General features: G+C 68.6%; 25 protein-coding genes. 6 read left to right on the forward strand and 19 right to left on the reverse strand.

Annotated elements, in window-relative coordinates; all coding sequences use genetic code 11:
- From ACT4N8_RS05670 to secB, 5 genes are all read right to left on the reverse strand, one after another.
- Positions 1 to 1,508, reverse strand: a 1,508-nt coding sequence (locus ACT4N8_RS05670; protein ID WP_444857163.1) for a DUF885 domain-containing protein, incomplete at its 3' end; no start/stop codon positions are given.
- 114 nt (positions 1,509 to 1,622) lie between these two features.
- Entirely contained in the window at positions 1,623 to 2,282 is a 660-nt protein-coding gene (locus ACT4N8_RS05675; RefSeq protein ID WP_444857164.1) for a DUF4136 domain-containing protein, read from the reverse strand.
- A 91-nt stretch (positions 2,283 to 2,373) separates the two neighbouring features.
- Positions 2,374 to 3,387, reverse strand: coding sequence for a tryptophan--tRNA ligase (gene trpS, locus ACT4N8_RS05680; protein WP_444857165.1), 1,014 nt, complete (start codon positions 3,385 to 3,387; stop codon positions 2,374 to 2,376).
- Positions 3,384 to 4,961, reverse strand: coding sequence for a murein biosynthesis integral membrane protein MurJ (gene murJ / locus ACT4N8_RS05685; RefSeq protein ID WP_444857166.1), 1,578 nt, complete (start codon positions 4,959 to 4,961; stop codon positions 3,384 to 3,386). The genes trpS and murJ overlap by 4 nt, the downstream gene beginning before the upstream one ends.
- A gap of 25 nt (positions 4,962 to 4,986) precedes the next feature.
- Complete coding sequence (secB, locus tag ACT4N8_RS05690) at positions 4,987 to 5,514, reverse strand: protein-export chaperone SecB (protein ID WP_444857167.1); 528 nt, start codon at positions 5,512 to 5,514, stop codon at positions 4,987 to 4,989.
- Between the two features lie 217 nt (positions 5,515 to 5,731).
- Between secB and ACT4N8_RS05695 the strand changes: the two genes are divergently transcribed.
- From ACT4N8_RS05695 to ACT4N8_RS05705, 3 genes are all read left to right on the forward strand, one after another.
- Positions 5,732 to 6,355: a Tim44/TimA family putative adaptor protein gene (locus ACT4N8_RS05695; RefSeq protein ID WP_444857185.1), complete on the forward strand. Its 624-nt coding sequence runs from the start codon at positions 5,732 to 5,734 to the stop codon at positions 6,353 to 6,355.
- A gap of 121 nt (positions 6,356 to 6,476) precedes the next feature.
- The gene (mltA, locus tag ACT4N8_RS05700) at positions 6,477 to 7,700 is read left to right on the forward strand and encodes a murein transglycosylase A (protein ID WP_444857168.1); all 1,224 of its coding nucleotides are present in this window, start codon (positions 6,477 to 6,479) and stop codon (positions 7,698 to 7,700) included.
- Positions 7,681 to 8,202: a Smr/MutS family protein gene (locus ACT4N8_RS05705; protein WP_444857169.1), complete on the forward strand. Its 522-nt coding sequence runs from the start codon at positions 7,681 to 7,683 to the stop codon at positions 8,200 to 8,202. Before mltA ends, ACT4N8_RS05705 begins: the two co-directional genes overlap by 20 nt.
- Here the strand turns inward: ACT4N8_RS05705 and dapE are convergent.
- Positions 8,177 to 9,313 (reverse strand): succinyl-diaminopimelate desuccinylase, encoded by a 1,137-nt coding sequence (gene dapE / locus ACT4N8_RS05710; protein ID WP_444857170.1) that lies wholly within the window; start codon positions 9,311 to 9,313, stop codon positions 8,177 to 8,179. The genes ACT4N8_RS05705 and dapE overlap by 26 nt on opposite strands.
- A gap of 35 nt (positions 9,314 to 9,348) precedes the next feature.
- On the opposite strand from dapE, the gene ACT4N8_RS05715 reads away from it, so the two are divergent.
- The gene (locus ACT4N8_RS05715; RefSeq protein WP_444857171.1) at positions 9,349 to 9,801 is read left to right on the forward strand and encodes a cupin domain-containing protein; all 453 of its coding nucleotides are present in this window, start codon (positions 9,349 to 9,351) and stop codon (positions 9,799 to 9,801) included.
- Here ACT4N8_RS05715 and ACT4N8_RS05720 read toward each other — a convergent pair.
- The 7 genes from ACT4N8_RS05720 to ACT4N8_RS05750 all read right to left on the reverse strand — a co-directional run bounded on the left by ACT4N8_RS05720 (position 9,792) and on the right by ACT4N8_RS05750 (position 13,993).
- Positions 9,792 to 10,457 carry a glutathione S-transferase family protein gene (locus ACT4N8_RS05720; protein ID WP_444857172.1) on the reverse strand — a complete coding sequence of 222 codons (666 nt, stop codon included), beginning with the start codon at positions 10,455 to 10,457 and terminating at the stop codon, positions 9,792 to 9,794. The genes ACT4N8_RS05715 and ACT4N8_RS05720 overlap by 10 nt on opposite strands.
- A 17-nt stretch (positions 10,458 to 10,474) precedes the next feature.
- Positions 10,475 to 11,116, reverse strand: a complete 642-nt coding sequence (gene yihA, locus ACT4N8_RS05725) for a ribosome biogenesis GTP-binding protein YihA/YsxC (protein WP_444857173.1) — start codon at positions 11,114 to 11,116, stop codon at positions 10,475 to 10,477.
- Complete coding sequence (gene yidC, locus ACT4N8_RS05730; protein WP_444857174.1) at positions 11,113 to 12,888, reverse strand: membrane protein insertase YidC; 1,776 nt, start codon at positions 12,886 to 12,888, stop codon at positions 11,113 to 11,115. Before yidC ends, yihA begins: the two co-directional genes overlap by 4 nt.
- Before the next feature lie 7 nt (positions 12,889 to 12,895).
- Positions 12,896 to 13,117 (reverse strand): membrane protein insertion efficiency factor YidD, encoded by a 222-nt coding sequence (gene yidD, locus ACT4N8_RS05735; RefSeq protein WP_444857175.1) that lies wholly within the window; start codon positions 13,115 to 13,117, stop codon positions 12,896 to 12,898.
- Positions 13,114 to 13,440, reverse strand: coding sequence for a ribonuclease P protein component (gene rnpA, locus ACT4N8_RS05740; protein WP_444857186.1), 327 nt, complete (start codon positions 13,438 to 13,440; stop codon positions 13,114 to 13,116). Before rnpA ends, yidD begins: the two co-directional genes overlap by 4 nt.
- Positions 13,441 to 13,451: 11 nt before the next feature.
- Positions 13,452 to 13,586 carry a 50S ribosomal protein L34 gene (gene rpmH, locus ACT4N8_RS05745; protein ID WP_444857187.1) on the reverse strand — a complete coding sequence of 45 codons (135 nt, stop codon included), beginning with the start codon at positions 13,584 to 13,586 and terminating at the stop codon, positions 13,452 to 13,454.
- A gap of 89 nt (positions 13,587 to 13,675) precedes the next feature.
- Complete coding sequence (locus ACT4N8_RS05750) at positions 13,676 to 13,993, reverse strand: hypothetical protein (RefSeq protein ID WP_444857176.1); 318 nt, start codon at positions 13,991 to 13,993, stop codon at positions 13,676 to 13,678.
- A 102-nt stretch (positions 13,994 to 14,095) separates the two neighbouring features.
- Between ACT4N8_RS05750 and ACT4N8_RS05755 the strand changes: the two genes are divergently transcribed.
- Positions 14,096 to 15,604, forward strand: a complete 1,509-nt coding sequence (locus ACT4N8_RS05755) for a YifB family Mg chelatase-like AAA ATPase (RefSeq protein WP_444857177.1) — start codon at positions 14,096 to 14,098, stop codon at positions 15,602 to 15,604.
- A gap of 4 nt (positions 15,605 to 15,608) precedes the next feature.
- Here ACT4N8_RS05755 and ACT4N8_RS05760 read toward each other — a convergent pair whose 3' ends face one another.
- The 3 genes from ACT4N8_RS05760 to ACT4N8_RS05770 all read right to left on the reverse strand — a co-directional run bounded on the left by ACT4N8_RS05760 (position 15,609) and on the right by ACT4N8_RS05770 (position 16,773).
- A complete protein-coding gene (locus ACT4N8_RS05760) occupies positions 15,609 to 15,848 on the reverse strand; it encodes a hypothetical protein (protein ID WP_444857178.1) in 240 nt (79 codons plus the stop codon).
- Between the two features lie 222 nt (positions 15,849 to 16,070).
- Positions 16,071 to 16,418, reverse strand: a complete 348-nt coding sequence (locus ACT4N8_RS05765) for a cell wall hydrolase (RefSeq protein ID WP_444857179.1) — start codon at positions 16,416 to 16,418, stop codon at positions 16,071 to 16,073.
- A gap of 79 nt (positions 16,419 to 16,497) precedes the next feature.
- A complete protein-coding gene (locus ACT4N8_RS05770; protein ID WP_444857180.1) occupies positions 16,498 to 16,773 on the reverse strand; it encodes a hypothetical protein in 276 nt (91 codons plus the stop codon).
- A gap of 133 nt (positions 16,774 to 16,906) precedes the next feature.
- On the opposite strand from ACT4N8_RS05770, the gene ACT4N8_RS05775 reads away from it, so the two are divergent.
- Entirely contained in the window at positions 16,907 to 18,433 is a 1,527-nt protein-coding gene (locus ACT4N8_RS05775) for a M20/M25/M40 family metallo-hydrolase (RefSeq protein ID WP_444857181.1), read from the forward strand.
- A gap of 20 nt (positions 18,434 to 18,453) precedes the next feature.
- On the opposite strand, the gene ACT4N8_RS05780 is transcribed toward ACT4N8_RS05775, so the two are convergent.
- The 3 genes from ACT4N8_RS05780 to ACT4N8_RS05790 all read right to left on the reverse strand — a co-directional run.
- Positions 18,454 to 19,059: a hypothetical protein gene (locus ACT4N8_RS05780; RefSeq protein WP_444857182.1), complete on the reverse strand. Its 606-nt coding sequence runs from the start codon at positions 19,057 to 19,059 to the stop codon at positions 18,454 to 18,456.
- A 181-nt stretch (positions 19,060 to 19,240) separates the two neighbouring features.
- Positions 19,241 to 20,107: an ATP-grasp domain-containing protein gene (locus tag ACT4N8_RS05785; protein ID WP_444857183.1), complete on the reverse strand. Its 867-nt coding sequence runs from the start codon at positions 20,105 to 20,107 to the stop codon at positions 19,241 to 19,243.
- Positions 20,104 to 20,463 (reverse strand): pyridoxal-phosphate dependent enzyme (locus ACT4N8_RS05790; protein ID WP_444857184.1); only part of this gene is annotated, 360 nt, incomplete at its 5' end. The genes ACT4N8_RS05785 and ACT4N8_RS05790, both read right to left, overlap by 4 nt.

The following is a 20,463-nucleotide window of genomic DNA, read 5'->3' on the forward strand; positions in this document are numbered from 1 at the left end:
AAGGACTGGAGATAGCCGAGCCGCCCGAACGGGTCGTCCTCATAGACGCCCATCTCGTCGGCGAGCTGCTCGGCATAGAGGCCCCAGCCTTCCGAATAGGCCGAGAAGCCGAGCAGGCGGCGGAGCATCGGAATCCCCTCCGCCTCCAGCGCCAGCGCGATCTGGTGGTGATGGCCGGGCACCGCCTCGTGATAGGTGAGGGTCGGTAGCGTCCATTTCGGCCATTCGGCGGTGTCGCGCAGGTTGATATAGTAGGCGCCGGGGCGCGAGCCATCGAGCGCGGGCTGCTGGTAATAGCCGCCCGGCGCGCCGGCCTCGATCGTCTCGGGCACGCGGCGGATCTCGCATTCGGCGCGCGGCAGCCGACCGAAATATTGGGGCGTCAGCCGCCGGATTTCCGCCATCTGGGTGTTGAGGTCGGCGAGCAGCTGGGCCTTGCCCGCGTCGGTGTTCGGATAGAGTTGCGCCGGATCGCTGCCCAGCGCGCGCAGCCGCTCGGCGACCGTTCCCCGGGTCATGCCCTGGGCGCGCAGGATTTCCTCAGCGCGGGCGGTGAGCTCGGCCATCTGGTCGAGGCCGAGCCGGTGAATTTCCTCCGCGCTCATGTTCGTCGTCGTCGCGTAGCGCAGCCCATAAGCATAATAATCCGGGCCCTCGGGCAGCCGCCAGACGCCGCCGTCATGGACCGCACTGGCGCGCTGGCCGCGGATGACTTCCGCTTGGCGATTCAGCGCCGGATAGATTTCGCCGCTGACGATCCGCTCCGCCCGCGCCGCCCAGTTGCCCGCGACATTGGCGGCGCCCGTCCGCCGTGCGAGCGAGGTGGTCAGCACCGATTGCGCCGCCGCCGTGCCGGTGAGGTTGCCGATCTGGAGCAGGGTCTTGTCGATGACGAAGTCGGGCGGGATAACGCCCATTCCATATTCGCGGCGCAGCCGCGCGGTCTCATGGTCGAGCTGGCGCGCGAAGTCTCTGAGCCGCGAGAGATAGGCCTCGGCATCCGCTGCATTTTCGATCCGGTGCTGGTTGTCGAGGAAATCGGGGATCGCCTGATAGGTGCCGCCGAGTTGGCTCACGCTATAGGGCTCGGGCCAGCTGTGCGTGCCATATTCGAAATTGTCGTAGGCGTAGATGGTGGTGTCGCCGAAATGTTTGAGCGTGTCGTAATTGACCGCGTCCATGCCGGTCAGGCCCTCGCGCGGGATCGCCTGGAGCGCGGCGTGGATTTCGCGCGCCTTCTGCTGGTCCGCGCGAATCCCTTCGAGCGAGCGGTCGTCGAGCCGCGCTTTCGCCGCGGCGCGCTCGCCGCGGTCGAGGCCGAGCGAGGTCAGGGTCTCGGGATCGGAGAGGACCAGCTCCTGATAGGCGCGCTCCATCAGCGCGTTGAGCGCAGCCACCGCACCGCCGGGGGCGGGCTGCGCCGCCGCACGCGGCGCGAAGCCGATGCCGGTCGAGCTCAGCGCGGCCACCGAGGCGGCGGACATCAGGAAGGTGCGGCGATCGAACATGCTGAGAACTCCGGCTGCAGAGAGGACAGCGGGTCTTAGCCCGGCCACGGCTCACGAAAAAGGGGCCGGTCGCCCGGCCCCCTCATCCTTTCGACGAACGTCCCGCTGCCGCGCTCAGCGACGTTCGCGCTCGGGCGCCACGGTGATGCGGACGGTCTCGCCCGAATTGCCGGGGAAGCCGGTGAACATCGCCTCGATCAGGTTCGGCACCAGCACGGGCAGCTCGTCGGTGCGCGAGCGCGCCTGGGCGACGCCCTCAAACAGCGCCTGGCCGTCCGCGGTCCGCCGGATTTCCATGTCGAAGAAGCTGGTGTAAACGGTGTAGCTGCGCAGGTCATAGCCGAACGGGTCGTCGAACCAGGGATCGTACCAGCCCCAGTAGAAGGGATGGCGGCGCGGCCCGAAATAGCCCCAGCGGCTGTAGAAGGGGCGGAAGCCCGGGCCGTAGCTCCACGGACTCGGTGAGGCGACGATCCGTTCCCGTCCGTCGTCGACGCCATAGTCGATCTCGACGACGAAGCTCGCCGCCTCGGCCGACGGCGCCTCGACATAGCCGAGCGCGATCAGGTTGCGGCGAACATGATCGGCATATCGAGAGAATTCGAGCCCGCCGCGATTGTCGGGATCGGCCGGCTGAACGAAGAAGCTCTGCCCCTGCGGCGCGGGCATCGCCGAGAAGCGCTGGACTTGGGCCGGAAAGCCAGTGGCGCAGGCGCTCAGCGCAAGCAGGAGGAACGGAACCGCGAGAGCGGCGATTCTCTGCCGGAACGACATGATTCCAAGCCTTTCGAGAGATAATATTTGTCCCGAATATAGAACAGCTTGGCCGTTTCGCAAAGCTGCGCTGAACGATCGCTGAAAAGGCTCAGCGGCCGCGCGGCAGCCCCAGCGCGCGATAGGCGCCCTCGAGCGTCGGCGCGGCCATTTCCGCGGCCTGGTCGGCGCCCTTGGCAAGGATTGCCTCGAGCGCGGCAGGATCGGCCTCGAACTGCTTCAGCCGCTCGCGAATCGGGCCGAGGGTCTGGACGAGCAATTCGGCCAGCGCGGGCTTGAACGCACCAAAGCCCTTGCCCGCATATTCCTGCGTCACCGAATTCGGCGTCCGGTCGGTCAAGGCGGCGTAGATCGCGACGAGATTGAGCGCCTCGGGCCGGCCGGCCAGCGCCAATGCCGACTCGGGCAGAGGCTCCGGGTCGGTCTTCGCCTTGCGGATCTTCTGGACGATCGCGTCGTCCTCGTCGCTGAGGTTGATCCGGCTCATATCCGACGTATCGGACTTGGACATCTTCGCCCGGCCGTCGCGCAGCGACATGATCCGCGCCGCCGATTCCGCGATGTGCGGCTCGGGGATCGTGAACAAGTCGACATCATAGTCGGTGTTAAATTTGAGCGCGATGTCGCGCATCAGCTCGACATGCTGCTTCTGGTCCTCGCCGACGGGCACGTGGGTCGCCTGATAGAGCAATACGTCCGCCGCCTGCAGCACCGGATAGGCGTAGAGCCCGACGCTGGCGCCCTCGCGATTCTTGCCCGATTTCTCCTTGAACTGGGTCATCCGGTTGAGCCAGCCGACCCGTGCCGTGCAGGAGAGCAGCCAGGCGAGCTCGGGATGGGCGGGCACGCGGGCGTGGTTGAACAGCACCGCCTTGTCGGGATCGATGCCGCAGGCGATCAGCGCCGCGGCCATGCCGTTGATGTTGCGCCGCAATTCAGACGGCTCGTTATAGACGGTGACGGCATGGAGGTCGGCGAGGAAGATCAGGCATTGGGCCTCGTCCTGCATCTTCACCCAGCGCCGGATCGCGCCGAGATAATTGCCGAGGTGCAGATTCCCCGTCGGTTGGATGCCGGAGACGATGCGGGAGTTGGGGCCGATCATGCGCCTTCCTCGATCGGGGCCTCTTCCGGCCGGGCGCGGCGGAACAGGGCCTTGAAGTCGTCCTTGGCAATGCCGCCGATCGCCCAGGCCAGCCCGAAATAGACGACCGCGCCCGCGCCGACCAGCGCGCCCACCGCTACGATGCGCCGGCCTGCCGACGCCGCGAAGAAATCCGCCAGCGGCTGCTGCAGGAACCACAGCACCGCCCCCATCGCGGCCGCGGCGAGCAATTGCCGCGCGACCCGCCCGATCAGCCAGCCAGGAAGGCTGAAATGGCCGCGCGCGGCGAGGATGGTGAGGAGCAGCAGCATGTTAACCCAGGCGCCCGCCGAGGTGACCGTGGCGAGGCTGTAGATGCCGATCCACGGGATCAGCGCGAAATTGGCGCCAACGCTGGCGACGAGCACGCCGATCGCGATCCGCACCGGCGTCTTCACGTCCTTGCGCGCGTAGAAGCCCGGGGTGAGCACCTTGACGAGGACATAGGCGGGCAGGCCGGTGACGAGGATAGCGAGGATACTGCCGGTGATCGCGGCGTCCTCCGCCGTATAGCGCCCGCCTTGGAACAGGGCCGCGATGATCGGACCCGAAGCGACCGCGAGCGCGAGCGTCGCGGGCAGGGTGAGCAGCATGGCGAGATCGAAGGCGCGGGCCTGAATGTTGGCGGCTTGGGCGTCGGCCTTGCGCTCGATCGCGCGGCTGATCGTGGGGAGGATCGCGGTGCCGAGCGCGGTCCCGATGATCGACAAGGGCAGCTGGTTCAGCCGGTCGGCATAAGCGAGGTTGGTCAGCGCGCCCTCGCCGAGCCGCGAGGAGAAGAAGGTGTAGAAGAGCTGGCTGATTTGGTAGACGCCCGCCGCCAGCGTCGCCGGCACGATCAGGATGATCAGCTCCTTCACCGCCGGGGTCAGCCGCGGTCGCCCGAAATGAAGCCGGATTCCGGCCTTTCGCACCGCGATCCAGCACAAAGCGAACTGGAACATGCCGCCCGCCAGCACCGCGATCGCCATCGCCCGCACCGTCTCGGGCCCGCCCATCGGGAAGAGCAGCAGCGAGACGATCAAGGCGACGTTGAGCAAAGCCGGGGCGAAGGCGGCGACGGCGAAGCGGGTCAGCGAGTTGAGCACGCCCGAAAGCAAGGCGACGAGGCTGATGAATACGAGATAGGGGAAGGTCCAGCGGGTCAGCTCCACCGCCAGCTCGAACTTGCCGGGCGTCTCCGCATAATCCGAGACGATCAGCCACAGGAAGGCCGGCATCGCGATCTCGAACAGGACGGTGACCACGAGCAAAGTCGGCATGAAGACGGCGAGGATCTCGTTCGAGAAGCGCTGCGCATCCCCATGCCCGCCGGAGGCGAGGCGGCGGCTGAACAGGGGCACGAAGCCGGATGCGAAGGCGCCCTCGCCGAACAGCCGGCGGAAGATGTTGGGCAGGGTGAAGGCGACGTTGAAGGCGTCGTTCGAATGGCTCGCGCCGAGCACCCGGCTGCCGACCATGTCGCGGGCGAAGCCGAGCACCCGGCTGACCATGGTGAGGCCGCCGATCGTGCCGATCGCCTTGATCAGGTTCATCGCCGCGTCCCCCGCGCGCCGGCGATCACGCCTGGCCCGTCTGGTCCCCGGCCTGGCCGCCCGTCAGCTCCGCCTGGCGCTGCGCCGCGCCCTGCATGTACAAGCCGCCGAAGTCGATCGGATCGAGCCGCAGCGGCGGGAATCCGCCCTCGACGGTCGCGTCGGCGATCAGCTTGCGCGCGAAGGGGAAAAGCAGGCGCGGCGCCTCGGCGAGGAGGAAGGGCTGGAGCTGCTCCTCTGGAATGTTCCGGAGCGCGAACAGGCCCGCATAGAGCAGCTCGAGCTGGAAAGCGGTGCCTTGCTCGGCCTTGGCCGCGACCTCGACCTTCAGCACGACCTCGAACAGACCGTCGCCGACGGCGGTGGAGCCGATGTTGAACTGGACGTCGGTCTGCGGCTGGCTCTGCCATTGATAGACGGCCGGGGCGTTCGGATTCTCGAACGAGAAGTCCTTCACATATTGCGCGACGACACCGACCTGGGGGAGGTCGTCTTCGCCATTGCCCTGGTCGCTCGTGTCGATCACGCCCTCCACGCCTTCGTCTTCGGCCATCTTCAAATCCTCAAAAATGCTGTGAAAAATTCGCGCGCCCGCGCGGCTTTCGCCGGGCGCTCACTGACGGGGCGCGGGTAGCAGGAGCATAAGGACGGCGCAATGGCGGAACCTACGGCGCAGCGGGGGATTGCGTATTTGAAACAATGCTGCTTCGGGCCTATGTAGGAACCGGCCGAGGAGACCGAGTTTGACCGTTGGTATTGTGTTGCTGGCAATGATTGCCCTGTTCGTGGGCCTGCGGCTCTACGCCGTGCTCGGCCAGCGCACGGGCCATGAGCAGCGCCCGGTCACCCGGCCCGAGGCGACGCCCGGCGCCGAGCCGGCGCCCGCCCGGCCCGACGTCTCGGCCCCGGCCGCCGAGCCGAGCGGGCTCGCTTTCGGCGAGGGCGCCGCCGGCGGCATTCGCGCGATCATCGCCGCCGATCCGGGCTTCGACGTCGCCCGCTTCCTGGAGGGCGCGCAGGCGGCCTATCGAATGGTGCTCGAGGCCTTCTGGAAAGGCGACCGCGAGGAGTTGTCCCGCCTGACCGGCGACACCGTCCGCGACGCGTTCGAAGCGGCGATCGCCGAGCGCGAGGCGGCGGGGCACAAGCTCGACAACCGGCTGGTCGGCATTGAGCGCGCGCTGATCGACGAGGCGCGGCTCAACGGCCGCGACGCCGAGATCGAGGTCCGCTTCGACGCCTATGTCGCGGCGGTGACGCGCGACGCGGAGGGCAATCTCGTCGCCGGCTCGCTCAGCGACGCGCTCCCGACCAACGACATCTGGACTTTCCGCCGCAACCTCGACAGCGGCAATCCGAACTGGCTCCTGGTCGAGACCGAAGACGCCGCCTAAAGCGGCGCTTTCCTACACAGGGCGACGCGGGTTATGGCGGGCCGTGCGCCGGCGCTCCCCTTCGTTTACGCATCATCCCGCGCTCCCATTCGGGAAGGGCATATTTTTTCGTCCAGGGGACGTGAAACTTCTGAAACTTCCAGTCCCGGTCGGGCTGATTCTGCTTGCGCTGGCGAGCTGCGCGCGGGTGATTCCTCCGCCCGCGGCCCCGCCGCCGCCCGTCGAGGCGCCGCCGCCACTTCCTCAGCCCGCGCCGCCGCCGGCGCCGGTCCCGCCGCCGCCCGAGAACGCCCTCGCCGCGGGCGTGCGCTTCGGGCCCTCGGTTGAGCGACTCGATCTGTCGGGGGAGGCACAGCGGGCTGCGCTTGAAGCTTTCCTCATCAGCTGTCCGTCGTTGCTCACCCGTCAGGACCCGTCCGGCCTCGCCGCGCCGGGCGACTGGCGCGAGGCGTGCGACGCCGGGCGCGACTGGCCCCGTTCCGAGCCGGGCCGTTTCTTCGATCGCCATTTCGAGACCGTGATCGTCGGCGACGGCGCCGCCTTCGCCACCGGCTATTACGAGCCCGAGATTCGCGGCTGCCGCACGCGCCGGCCCGGCTGCGAGGTGCCGGTCTACCGCGTTCCGCCGGACCTCCTCGAAACGAACCCGCTGACCGGCGCGAGCGGCCGCGGCCACATCGACGAAAACGGGAATTACGTCCTCTATCACGACCGCGCCGCGATCGAGGACGGCGCGCTCGCCGGGCGCGGGCTCGAGCTCGCCTGGGCGGCCGATCCGATCGATCTCTTCTTCCTCCAGATCCAGGGCTCCGGCCGCCTGAGCCTCCCCGACGGCGGGGTGATGCGGATCGGCTATGCCGGCCAGAACGGCCGCGAATATGTCGCGATCGGCCGCCTGTTGCGCGAGCGCGGCATCATGACGACCGGGATCAGCATGCAGCGCATCGTCGACTGGCTTCGCGCCAACCCGGCCGAGGGGCGGGCGCTGATGCGCGAGAACCTTTCCTACATCTTCTTTCGCGAGCTGACCGGGCCGGGGCCGCTGGGCGCGCTCGGGCGGCCGGTGACGCCGCGAGTGAGCGTCGCCGCCGACCCGCGCTTCGTGCCGCTGGGTGCCCCGGTGCTGCTCTCGGAGATGGATAACGCCCGCGCCAACGGTCTCTGGGTGGCGCAGGACACGGGCGGTGCAATCCGCGGCGCCAATCGCTTCGACACCTTCTGGGGCGCCGGGCAGGATGCGGCCGCCACCGCCGGCGGGATGCAGGCCCGCGGCCGCGCCCTCATCTTCCTGCCGCGCCCCGCCGCGGCGCGGCTCCGAACCCGCCTTGCGCCGTCTCAACCCTGAGGAGGCGGCGCTCTGGCGCCGGGTCGTCGAGAGCGTCCGCCCGCTCGAAGGCAAGGCTCTGCCTCCGGTCTCGGCCGAGCCGGCAGGGAAGAGCAAGCCACGGATCGAGAAGCCCAGGCCGAAGCCGTCGGCGCCGCCTCCCCGGAAAGCACAGCCCGGCACGACCCTCGACGGCAGCTGGGACCGGCGGCTGTCACGCGGCCTCGTCGCGCCCGATGCGATCATCGACCTGCACGGCCACAATCTCGATACCGCTTGGGCGCTGCTCGATCGGCGGCTCGAACAGTCGATCGCGCTCGGCGACCGGCTGTTCCTGCTGATTACCGGCAAGCCACCATCGGACAGGGTGGCGAAGCGGGGCGCGATCCGGGCGGCCGTGTACGATTGGCTGCATGTCTCGCGTCATGCCGGCGCCATCGCCGCGGTGCGCGCCGCCCATCCGCGCCACGGCGGCGCGGGCGCGCTCTACATCATCCTCAGGAGAGGCCGAGCGCGGCCTTGATCGCGCGGGCATAGATCCGCTGGAGACCGTATATGTCCTCTAGCGCCGCCGCCTCGTCCAGCTTGTGCATAGTGGCGTTGAGCAGGCCGAAATCGACCACGGGGCAGAGCGCGATCAGGAAGCGTCCGTCGGAGGTGCCGCCATGGGTCGAAAGACGAGGTTTCTCGCCCGTCTCAGCTTGGATTGCATCCGAGACGATGTCGTAGATCGGCCCCGGCGGCGTCAGGAAAGCCTCGCCGGAGATCTTCGCCTCGACGGTCGTGCCGGGCGCTGCCGCCTCCGCGGTGCGGCGGACGAGCGCGACCAGTTCCTCGCCCTTCTGCAGGTTGTTGAAGCGGATGTTGAGCTGGATCCGCGCCCAGCCGGGGATGACGTTGGTCGCCTTGCTCGAGGTCTCGACCGCGGTGATCTCGAGGTTGGAGGGCTGGAACGATTCGTTGCCGTCGTCGAGATGCACCGCCTCAAGCGCCTCGACCACTTTCGCCAGCTTCGGCACTGGATTGTCGGCGCGGTGGGGGTAGGCGACATGACCTTGGGTGCCGGGGATCGTCACCCACATGTTGACCGAGCCGCGCCGCCCGATCTTGACGATGTCGCCCAGCCGCGCCTCGCTGGTCGGCTCGCCGATTAGGATCATGTCCGGGCGGATGGCACGCGCCGCCATCCATTCCATCAGCTTCGGCGTGCCGAAGGTGGCGGGACCTTCCTCGTCGCCGGTGACGATCAGGCTGATCGTGCCGGGATGATCCAGGAGCTCGGCGCAGGCGGCGACGAACGCGGCGATCCCACCCTTCATGTCGACGACGCCGCGGCCGTGCAGCAAACCGCCGCGGATTTCCGGCACGAACGGGTCGCTCGACCAGCCGTCGCCCGCGGGCACTACGTCGAGATGGCCGGCGAAGCCGAAATGCGGCGCGCTGGAGCCCCGGCTGGCATAGAGGTTCTCGACCGGCCCGTCCGGGGCTTCGCCGAGGACGAAGCGGTGGACCTCGAAGCCGATTCCAACCAGCGCCTCCTCCAGCACGTCGAACACCTCGCCGGTCGCGGGGGTGACGCTCGGGCAGGCGGCGAGGCGGCGGGTCAGCTCGACGGGATCGATTGCGGCGGTCATCTCGCCCGCCTAGCATCGCGCCCCGGAGAAAAGCCATGCCGAAGCTCGACCTTGACGCGATCGAACCGACCAACCGCACCAGCTATCCGGCGCCCTTCGCGGCCGAGATGGGCCGGCGCTGGTATCGCCGTCTCGCTTCCCCCGCCGGCCTCACCGATTTCGGAGTCAGCCATGTCGTGCTGCAACCGGGCGGCGTATCGAGCCAGCGCCACTGGCACGACGAGGTGGACGAGTTCCTGGTTGTCGTGAGCGGAGAGGCGGTGCTGGTCGAGGATGATGGGGAGACTATGCTGCGCGCTGGCGATTGCGCCGCCTTTCCGAAGGGCGCGGCCAACGGCCATCACCTCGTCAATCGCGGCAATTCGGACTGCGTCTTCATCTGCGTCGGCAGCCCCGATGCCGGCAATTGCCACTATCCAGACGTCGATCTCATCTGGGACGGCGAGGTCGGCGTCTATCGCCGCAAGAACGGCACGCCTTACGTCTGAGGCGTCTCATATTGCTCGATCACCCAGGGCTCTTCCTGGGCCGCCTCGATCCACTGCTTCATCCAGGCGAGATCGAGGATCGCTTCCATGTAAGCGGCGGCGAAGCGGGGGACGGGCACGGAATAGGTGACGAAGCGGGTGACGACCGGCGCGAACATGATGTCGGCCGCGCCGAACTCGCCGAACAGGTACGGTCCGCCGCCGCCGTGGCGGGCGCGGGCCTGCGCCCAGAGCTCGAGGATGCGGATGATCTCCGCGCGGACCGGCTCCTTCACTTCCTGCGTCGGGAATTGCTTGCGCACGTTCATCGACAGCTCGCGGCGCAGGTTCGGGTAGGAGCTGTGCATCTCCGCCGCCATCGATCGCGCCATGCCGCGCGCGGCGTCGTCCTTGGGCCAGAAGCGGGCGCGGTCGGTCTTGTCGGCGAGCCATTCGATGATCGCGAGGCTGTCCCAGATCACGGTCTGGTCGTCCCACAGGATCGGCACCTTGCCGCCCGAGGGGGCGAACTCGTCGCCTTCGGTGCGCTTGTCCCACTCGGCGTCGAACATCGGCACCGTGATCTCTTCGAACGGCAGGCCCGACTGCTTGCACGCGAGCCAGCCGCGCAGCGACCAGGAGGAATAGGCCTTGTTGCCGATGATGAGCTTGAGCACGTCCGCTCCCAGGTGAATCAGGCGAGCGACGCCTCTAGCACCGCCGTCCGCAGCCGGTCCATGCCGAGGCCCTTCTCGCTCGAGGTGGCGATGATTTCCGGGTGCGCGGCCGGGTGGAGGCGCGCCTCCTCGGCCGTCGCCTGCTCGACCTCGGCCAGATCGCTCGCCTTGATCTTGTCCGCCTTGGTCAGGACGAGGCGATAGCTGACCGCTGCGTCGTCGAGCATCTTCATCAGCTCACGGTCGATTTCCTTGATGCCGTGCCGCGCGTCGATCAGGAGCAAGGTGCGCTTCAGCACCTGGCGGCCGCGCAGATAATCGTTGACCAGGAAGCGCCACTTGCGCGCCATGTCCTTCGGCGCCTTGGCGAAGCCGTAGCCGGGCATGTCGACCAATCGGAGCCGCACCGGATCGCCGACCTCGAAAATGTTGAGCTCCTGCGTTCGGCCCGGCGTGTTCGAGGTGCGCGCGAGGCTGGAGCGGTTGGTCAGCCGGTTGAGCAGCGACGATTTGCCGACGTTGGAGCGCCCAGCGAAGGCAATTTCGGGCGCGTCTGGATCGGGCAGGAAACGGAGTTCGGGAGCGGATTTGAGGAACAAGACCGGCCCGGCGAAGAGCTTCCGGGCCGTCTCGTCCAGCGCCGTTTCGTCGCCGCTCACCGCGATCGCTTCGATTTCCTGGCCGGCGCGGGCGGCGGCGGGGGAGGCGGGCTGGGCAGTGCCGGCGCCGGCAAGGGCTGCTTGAGCGCCGGATGCTTGCTGTAGAGCCAGCGCTGCTGGGCGATCGAGATGATGTTGTTGGTCACCCAATAAAGCTGCAGGCCCGCCGCGAAGGTCGCCATCACGAACATCAGGATCCACGGCATCAGCGCGAAAATCTGGCGCTGCACCGGGTCGGGCATTTGCGGATTGAGCCGGAATTGCAGCCACATCGTGATGCCGAGCAGGATCGGCAGCACCCCGACGGCGAGGATCGAAGGCGGCGTAAAGGGCAAGTAGCCGAACAAATTGACAGGGGTCAGCGGATCGGGCGCGGCGAGATCGCGGATCCACAGTGCGAACGGCTCGTGCCGCATCTCCACCGAGAGCATCAGCACCTTGTAAAGCGCGTAGAAGATCGGAATCTGGATGAGAATCGGCAGGCAACCGGCGACGGGATTTACCTTTTCCTCGCGGTAGAGCTTGAGCATCTCCTCCTGCAGCTTCGCCCGGTCGTCGGCGTAGCGCTCCTGGAGCGCCTTCTGCTTGGGCTGGATCGCGCGCATCGACGCCATCGAGGAGAACTGCTTCTGCGCGATCGGGAAGAGGAGGAGGCGGACGATCACCGTCAGCAGGATGATGGCGACGCCGAAATTGCCGACCTGCGCGAACAGCCAGTTGAGCAGCGAGAAGATCGGTTTCATGAACCATTCGAACCAGCCCCAGTCGATCGCCTGCTCGAGCGGTGTGCCGAGGCTTTCGGAATAGCTCTCCAGCAGCCCGATCTCTTTCGCGCCGGCGAAAAGGTGGGAGACGTAGCGGGTGGCCTGACCGGGGGCGACGATGGTCGCGGGCGCGACATAGTCGGCCTGGAAGGCGTTGGTCGCGCGATTGTGCACCAATTGCGCCTGCACGGCACTGTTCTGCGCCGGGATGACCGCCGCCAGCCAGTAGGTATCCGCGAAGCCAATCCAGCCGCCGGTCGAATTGAAGCCGACTCGGCCCGCTTCGCTCACCGTGTCGTAATTGTTGCCATAGTCGGCGGCGCCGTCGAACACGCCCATCGGGCCGACATGCATCGTCCAGCCGTCAAACTCGCGCTCGCGCAGGCCGCCCACGCGGCTGACCAGCGCATAGGGCCGCGCCCCGATCGCGCCGGCACCGCGATTGATGACGCGCTGCTCGATCGTGAACAGGTAAGCATCGTCGACCGACAGCAGGATCTGGAAGATCTGCCCTTGGCCGTTATTCCAGCTCAGGGTCACGGGGCTCGACGGCGTCAGCCGTTCGCCGCTCGCCTGCCAGCGCGTCGACGGGCCGGGCAGCGTGACGCCTTCGCCCGACCAGCCGAACTGGCTGAAATAGGCATCGGGTGCGCCGGCCGGCGAGAACAGCCGGATCGGCGGCGAATTGGCGGCTATGGTCTGGTGATGGGTGGTGAGGACGAGATCGTCGATCCGCGCGCCGTCGAGATTGATCGAGCCGCGCAGATGCGGCGTTTCGATGGGGATTCGGGGGGTCTCGCCGAGCACCGCCCGGCGGTCGCGAATCGCGGCGGGCGCATCGGCGGTGGGGTCCGCCTTCGGCTGCGGCAAGGGAATCTGGCGGCCGTCCTCGATCCTGGTCGATGGTTCGCGCGCGGTCGGGAACCAGGTTTCGGTGATCAGGCCCCAGCCCAGGAGGACGATCATCGACAGGACGATCGCCAGGATCATGTTCTTATTGTCGCTCACCTGATGATCATTCCTTCTCGGGCACTGGATCGTAGCCGGAGCCCCCCCAGGGGTGGCATCGAAGCAGGCGCCTGGCCGCCAGCCAGCTCCCGCGGAGCGCGCCATAGCGGGAAAGCGCGGTGATTGCATAGGCCGAGCAGCTCGGCTGGTAGCGGCAGCTTGGCGGCAGCACGCGCGATGGGCCCAATTGCCAGCCGCGCGCGATCAGGATGAGCAGCTTCGCGATCACTTGCGCACCTTGGCGATCGCACGCCGGAGATCGGCAGCGAGCTGCTCGAACGGCCGCTCGATCCCGCCTTGCCGGCCGATCAGGACATGGTCCGCGCCCGCGATTCCCGCCTCGGGGAGGACCAGGCGGGCGAGCTCGCGAAAGCGGCGCTTCATCCGGTTGCGGACGACGGCGCCGCCGACCTTCTTAGAGACGGTGAGGCCAAGCCGCATCGCGGGATCATCGTCGCCGCGCGGGCGGACGAGGAGGACGAAGCCAGGGGTGGGCGCGCGAAACCCGCCGTTCGCGGCCAGGAAGTCCGCGCGGCGGGTCAGCTTGCCGATATTGGGCGTGTTTAGGCCGACAGCTTCTTGCGGCCGCGGTTGCGGCGCGCGGCCAGAATCTTGCGGCCGCCGACGGTCGCCGTCCGGGCGCGGAAGCCGTGCCGGCGCTTGCGCACGAGATTGCTCGGCTGGAAGGTGCGCTTCATCGCTCATTCCTCGTAGATCGAAGACGAAAGAAAACGGCCGCGCAAGGCGGCCTCGTTGCGGGCGCCGATACGCAAAGCCCGGCGCGAAGTCAATCGGAGACGCTTGCATCCGCCCCGTCACGCTGGCGATTCTCCTCGCGGCGGCGGGCGCTCAGCCGACGCAGGCTCCAGTCGGCCCATCGCCCCTTGTTCGGGTGCCTGCGTTTGAAGCGCACGTAGAGCCGCTTCGCCCATTCGCTATATTTGAGGACGAGGCCGAAGCCGAAGGCGAAAACGATGATCCCGCCGGGCCCGGGGATCGCCCCGACCAGCGGCGAGACGATGATCATGAGGACACCGAGCAGGAACAACCCCTGCTTGACGACGGGAACGCGGCCCCAGGCCAGCCATTTCTGCCGGATTCTCATCGCCGCCAATGTGGTCACGCCGCGCCGATTGTGCAAATGCGCTCGCCACTCGACTTCACGCGAGCATCCCTCCAAAACGGCGCCATAACGGGGGAGGGGCATTTGGTCGCGCACGTCGCCACGGTGGCGTTTCTCGGGCTGGAGGCGCGGGCCGTCGAGGTCCAGGTCCAGATCGCTTCCGGTCTGCCCAAGTTCCTCGTCGTCGGCTTGCCCGACAAGGCGGTGGCCGAGAGCCGCGAGCGGGTCCACGCGGCGCTCGCCGCGATCGGCCTCTCGCTGCCGCCTAAGCGGATCACGGTGAACCTCTCGCCCGCCGACCTTCCCAAGGAGGGCTCGCATTATGACTTGCCGATCGCGTTGGGCCTGCTTGCGGCGATGGGCGCGGTCGATGCCGAGACATTGGCCGCCTATGTCGCGGTCGGCGAGCTCAGCCTCGACGGCCGGATCGCGCCGTCGCCGGGCGTGCTGCTCGCCGCGATCCATGCCTCCTCGCGCGAACTCGGCCTGATCTGTCCCGGCGCGCAGGGGCCGGAAGCGGCCTGGGCGGGCAGGATCGAGGTGGTCGCGGCGCCCGACCTGATCGCCTTGCTCAATCACCTGCGCGGCAGCGCCGTGCTGACGCCGCCCGAGCCGGGCGTCGCCGACCCGCCGGGCTTCGGCCCCGATCTGGCGCAAGTAAAAGGGCAAGAGACCGCCAAACGCGCGCTCGAGATCGCCGCGGCGGGTGGGCACAATTTGCTGATGACCGGGCCTCCCGGCGCGGGCAAATCCTTGCTCGCGGCCTGCATGCCGGGAATCCTTCCCGAGCTGACGCCGTCGGAAGCGCTCGAAGTCTCGATGATCGCCTCGGTCGCGGGGGAGCTGCGCGACGGTCGGCTGATCCGCACCCGGCCGTTTCGCGCACCCCATCACAGCGCCTCGATGCCGGCGTTGGTCGGCGGCGGCCTCAAAGTGCGTCCTGGCGAGGTCAGCCTCGCGCATTTGGGGGTGCTGTTTCTGGATGAGTTGCCCGAGTTCCAACGCGCCGTACTCGATTCGCTCCGCCAGCCGCTCGAGACCGGCACGGTCCAGGTCGCCCGCGCCAACGCACACGTTACCTTTCCCGCTCGCGTGCAACTCGTTGCTGCCATGAATCCGTGCAGGTGTGGCCATTTGGGCGACCCTGCGCTCGCCTGCAGCCGCGCGCCGCGCTGCGCGGCCGACTATCAGGCCAAGGTCTCGGGGCCGCTGCTCGACCGCATCGACATCCATGTCGACGTCGCGTCGGTCGCCGCCGCCGATCTCGTATTGCCGCCGCCCGCCGAGGGTTCGGCCGAGGTGGCGAAGCGCGTCGCCGCCGCGCGCGCGATCCAGACCGCGCGCTACGACGGCAAGGGCGTGCGCACCAATGCCGAGGCGGACGGCGAGCTGCTCGACGCCGTCGCCACTCCCGACGAGCCCGGCCGCCGCCTGCTCGCCCAGGCGGCCGAGGCGATGCGGCTCTCGGCGCGTGGTTATCACCGGGTGATGCGGGTCGCGCGCACCATCGCGGACCTCGCGGGAAGCGAGGGTGTCGGGCGAGTCCATGTCGCGGAAGCGCTCAGCTATCGGCGGCAGGCGCCGAGGAACTGAGGGGTCAGGAGCCGCGCATGATCCGCACGCCGCCTTGATAGGTGACGCGCGGGGCCCGGCGCACCGGCTCGGCGCGGGGCTGCGAACGGCTGGAGGCTTGGGTCGCGGTCGGGCGGCTGGAGCCGCCGCTGATCGTTCGGAAGGTGACCGGGCGCTCGACGACGGGGATTTCGACCAGCTCGACGGGCGCGTAGCGGTCGCGCGCGGGGCGATTGCGGCGCAGGCCGCGGCTCTCGCTCCGCACGGGAATCGCGCCCGCCTCAGGTTCGTCCTCCGACGGCGCCTGATAAAAGGCGTCGGTCGTGCCGCTGCCGGGGGTGCGGTAGAAGATATGCGCGCCCAGAGTGAGCTGCGGGACCAGGCTCGGCGCCCAATAGGGCCGGATCGCGGTGGTGTGATAATGGGTGGCGAGGCCGACCGGGCGGTAGACGTTGCCGCGCAGCGCCGCCGCCGCGATCTCCCGCGCCTACTCCCAGGCATAAGGCTCAATCCCGTAGCCGAGCGAGCCGTCGCAGGTGAAGCTGAACTGGCAGCCCGTGGCCCGGTGCGCGCCCTGATAGACGACGCCGCAGACGCTGTTCGGATAATTGGGGTGGCGGACGCGGTTGAGCACCACCTGCGCGACCGCGCGCTGGCCGTTTGCCGACTGGTTGCGCGCCTCGTAATAGACCGCCTGGGTGAGGCATTCGAGGGCGCGATCGAAGGCCGCGGCGTTGCGCGGGGCGGCGAAGGGCTCCGCCGCCTCGAGAGCGAGCGCTGGCGGCGCCGCGAACGCGGCGAGCAGGACCACGCCTGAAAGAATGAAAGTACGCATGCCCGACCCCGATCCCGCTGATCGGGACGGGGCCTAGCGGCGGAGTCTTGGCATGCGGTTAATGGACGGGCGCCGCCCCCTAGTTCGAATTGGCCGGCTGGCTCGGCTGGCTGGGGGGTTCGATGTTGATGTCCGGCAGCTCGACATTGGGCGCCTCGACGTTGACGTTCACGTTCATCTCGTCGGCCGCCTTCTCGAAATAGCCGCCGAAGAAAAAGAAGGCGAGCGCGCCGAGCACGAACAAAGCGACGATCGCGGCGACGACGCCACCCCCGCCGCCGTTCCGCTCGCCGGTCTGGATGATCGTCGTCTCGCGCTCCACCGGGCGCTCCACCGGCCGTTCGGGTTCGTCCATCGCTCTCGCTCCAAATTGTTGCGCTGCCAGAACGCTGCCGCGCGCGCGCCGGTTCCGGCGAAAGGCGGTTAATCGGGGCTGGACATGCTCCCTTGCAGCCGGTTCTATCCCGGCAACCAGCAAGGGGGAAATCATGACCGCCGAAACGCCATCCGCCGACCGCCGCACCATCCTCAAGGCCGCCGCCGCCTCGGCCGCCCTGCTCGCGCCCGGCGCCGGCCTCGCGCAGAGCCGCCGCGATGCCGACCGCGAGGCGATCCGCGCCGCGGTCGATGCGGGCTACGAGGATTCGGTCCGCCGCCTGCGCGAATGGATCGCGCTGCCGACGATCGCCGCCGAGCGGCTCAACATCGACGAGGGCGTGCAGCACATGTCGCGGCTCGCCACCGAGGCGGGCTTCACCGGGGTGCGCGCGGTGCCGACCGGCGGCATCCCCGCGGTGTTCGGCGTGCTCGACGCGGGCGCGCGGCGCACCGTCGGCATCTATTTCATGTACGACGTCAAGCAATACGACCCGGCCGAATGGGCCTCGCCGCCACTCGAGGGGCGGATCTTCGATCACCCGCTCGGCCGCGCGATTCGCGGGCGGGGCGCGACCAACCAGAAGGGGCCGGAAAGCGCCTTCCTCGCCGCGCTCCACGCCTTCCGCGCCTCGGGCCGGCGGCTGCCGGTCAACCTCGTCCTGCTCGCCGAGGGCGAGGAGGAGATCGGCTCGCCGAACTTCATAAATACTATGCGCGATCCGGAAGTGCTCGCCGCGATGCGCCGCGCCGAGGGCGTGATCATCCCCAGCAACGGCCAGGCGCCGAACGGCTCGGCGAGCATCACGCTCGGCGCCAAGGGCATCATCGAGCTCGAGCTGGTCGCTTCGGGCGAGCGCTGGGGCCGGGGTCCCGCGCGCGACATCCATTCGAGCCTGAAAGCGCAGGTCGACAGCCCGGTCTGGCACCTCGTCGAGGCGCTGAAGACGCTGACCACCGATCACGGCAACACCCCGGCGATCGAGGGCTGGTTCGAGCATGTCCGTCCGCTCACGGCGCGCGAGCGGGCGCTGATCGCCGAAGCGGCGCGCACCCGGAGCGAGGAGGAGGTGAAGCGCTCGCTCGGCGTGCAGCGCTGGATCGACGATCTGCCCTGGCGCGAGTCGCTCGAGCGGCTCGCCTCGCAGCCGACGGTCAATATCGAGGGGCTGGTCGCGGGCTATACCGGGCCGGGCGGCAAGACCATCCTGCCCGCGCGCGGCGTCGCCAAGCTCGACCTCAGGCTGGTGCCGAACATGACCGTGGCCGACGCGCTGCCCAAGCTCAGGCGGCATCTCGAACGGCACGGCTTCGGCGACATCGAGGTCAACATGTCCGGTGGCTACGACCCGACCGAGACCGCCGAGGACAGCAACGTGATCCGCGCCCAGCAGGCGGTCTATACCCGCGGCAATGTCGAATTCTCGCTGTTCCCGCGCAGCGCCGGCTCGTGGCCGGGCTTCGTCTTCACCGGCGAGCCGCTGCGCAAGCCCGCCGGTCAGTTCGGCCTCGGCCACGGCAGCGGCGCCCATGCCCCGGACGAGTATATGATCCTCGAAAGCAGCAATCCCCGCGTCGCCGGCTTCCGTGAGGCGGCGATGGGCTATGTCGACTTCCTCTACGAAATGGCGACGATCTGAGGGGCGGACCGGCACGAAGGTCACGGTTGCAGCGGATTCGGCGAGATTTTCGGGCCGGCGAGGGGCGGATCGCCGCCGCCGGCGCCGCCTTTTCCCTCGGAGAGCCGGGCCGCGAAGGCGTCGGCGAGGCCTGTCATGAAGTAAGCGACTTCGCCGCGCAGGCTTTCGCCTAGCTCGGCGACATCGGCGGCGACCTGCTTGTCGATCTTGCGTTCGAGCCGCGCGAGCAGCGGGGCGAGGCCGGCGGCGCGGCCATATTTCTCCGGCTGCTCGGCGGCGAGCAGCTTGAGCAGCGCGCTGTCCGACAGGCGCCGGCGGGTGTGGCTGAGCTTGCCATAGGCGTAGACCGGCTCCTCGATGCCCGCGACGCCGCGCTCGAAGGCGGCGAGCTCGAGCGGCATGTTGGAGATCCCCCGGGCCAGATCCCAGTCGCGCGCGAACTCGGGGTCGCGGTCGCGATGGCGATAGGCGGTGCGCGTGGAGATGCCGACCAGCGCGCTGGCGGTGATCACGGAATCCCCCCGGCGCAGCGCGACCAGGAACAGCCGCTTGCGCTCGGCGGAAAAGCCGTCGTGCCGTGGCCGCGGGGCGCGGCGGCTCTCGGTTTCGGTGTCGTTCCCGGACATGCCCTTGCTCCTGCCGACTCGACCGGAAGGCAAGCAGGCGAAATCCTACATTGCAAGCAAAAATGTTCTTATTATGTTCTAATGACAAAGTCACCCACCCTGCACCTTTCCTCCACAGAAGAGGACAGCCCTTCGACAAGCTCAGGGCGAACGGTGGTGTTTCATCCCCGAGAAACATACCCTAGATCAATGTCTTGCGTGCCATGCTTGAGACGGCATTTGCGAAGGCGGCTCCCGCGCCGGGATCATATTCGAGGTAGAGGTCGGGCTCGACCAGCTCGAGCTCCATCAGCACCGGCGCGCCGTCGAGGCCGCGGACGAGGTCGACGCGGGCATAGAGGAGGGGCTCGTCGACCTGGGCGAGGATCGCCTCGGCCGCCACGCGTTCGTCGGGCGCGGGGTCGTGGCGCGTGATGATACCGTCATATTCGGGCTGGACGCGGAACTCGCCGGGCTGAGGCCGCTTGCTTATGGCGTGGCTGAAGGCGCCGCCGAAATAGAGCAGCGACAATTCGCCCGTCTCCGCGATCGCGGGGAGGAAGGGCTGGATCATCGCCGGGCCGGTCGGGCCGCCGTCGAGCGGGGCGCCGGGGGACCAGCGGATCGTCTGCCAGGCCGAGGCGGAGACTTGCGGCTTGGCGATGAGGCGGTCGGTGCCGAAGGCTACCGCCGCGTCGTGCAGGGGCGCTTCGTCGAGTCGGTCGGCGTAGCGGGTCGGCACGACCGGGGCGCCGCGCGCGGCGAGGCGGCCGAGATAGGTCTTGTCCGCGTTCCAGCGCAGGACCTCGGGCGGATTCCAGAGGTTGACGCCCTCCGCCTCCCAGCGGTTGACCGCCGCGCGCCACTCGGCGCCCGCGCGGTGATAGCCCCAGGCGAGCAGCGGCATCACCAGATCGAAGGCGCCGCGTTCGTCCGCCGCCACCCAGCTGCGGGTCTCGACGGTCATGCCGGCGCGCTCCAGCGGGGCGGCATTCTGTGCCACCACCTCGCGCCAGCGCGTCAGATAGCCTTCGTCCGCCGGATCCGGCGACAGGATCGCGATCCTCATGCTTCGGGCAGGAACTCCGGCACCGAGAGGTAGCGCTCGCCGGTGTCGTAGTTGAAGCCGAGGATGCGCTTGCCGGGGCCGAGCTCGGCGAGCTTCTGGCGGATCGCGTCCAGCGTCGCGCCCGAGCTGATCCCGACCAGCACGCCCTCCTCGCGCGCGGCGCGCCGGGCCATCTCCTTGGCGTCGTTGGGTGCGACCTGGATGATCCCGTCGAGCCGGCTCGTGTCCATGATCGCAGGGACGAAGCCGGCGCCGATGCCCTGGATCGGGTGCGGGCCGGGATCGCCGCCGGAAAGGACCGGGGAGAGGGTCGGCTCGACCGAGAAGACCTGAAGGCTTGGCCATTCGGCTTTCAG

The organism is Sphingosinicella sp. (genome assembly GCF_052387495.1).
GTDB lineage: Bacteria > Pseudomonadota > Alphaproteobacteria > Sphingomonadales > Sphingomonadaceae > Allosphingosinicella.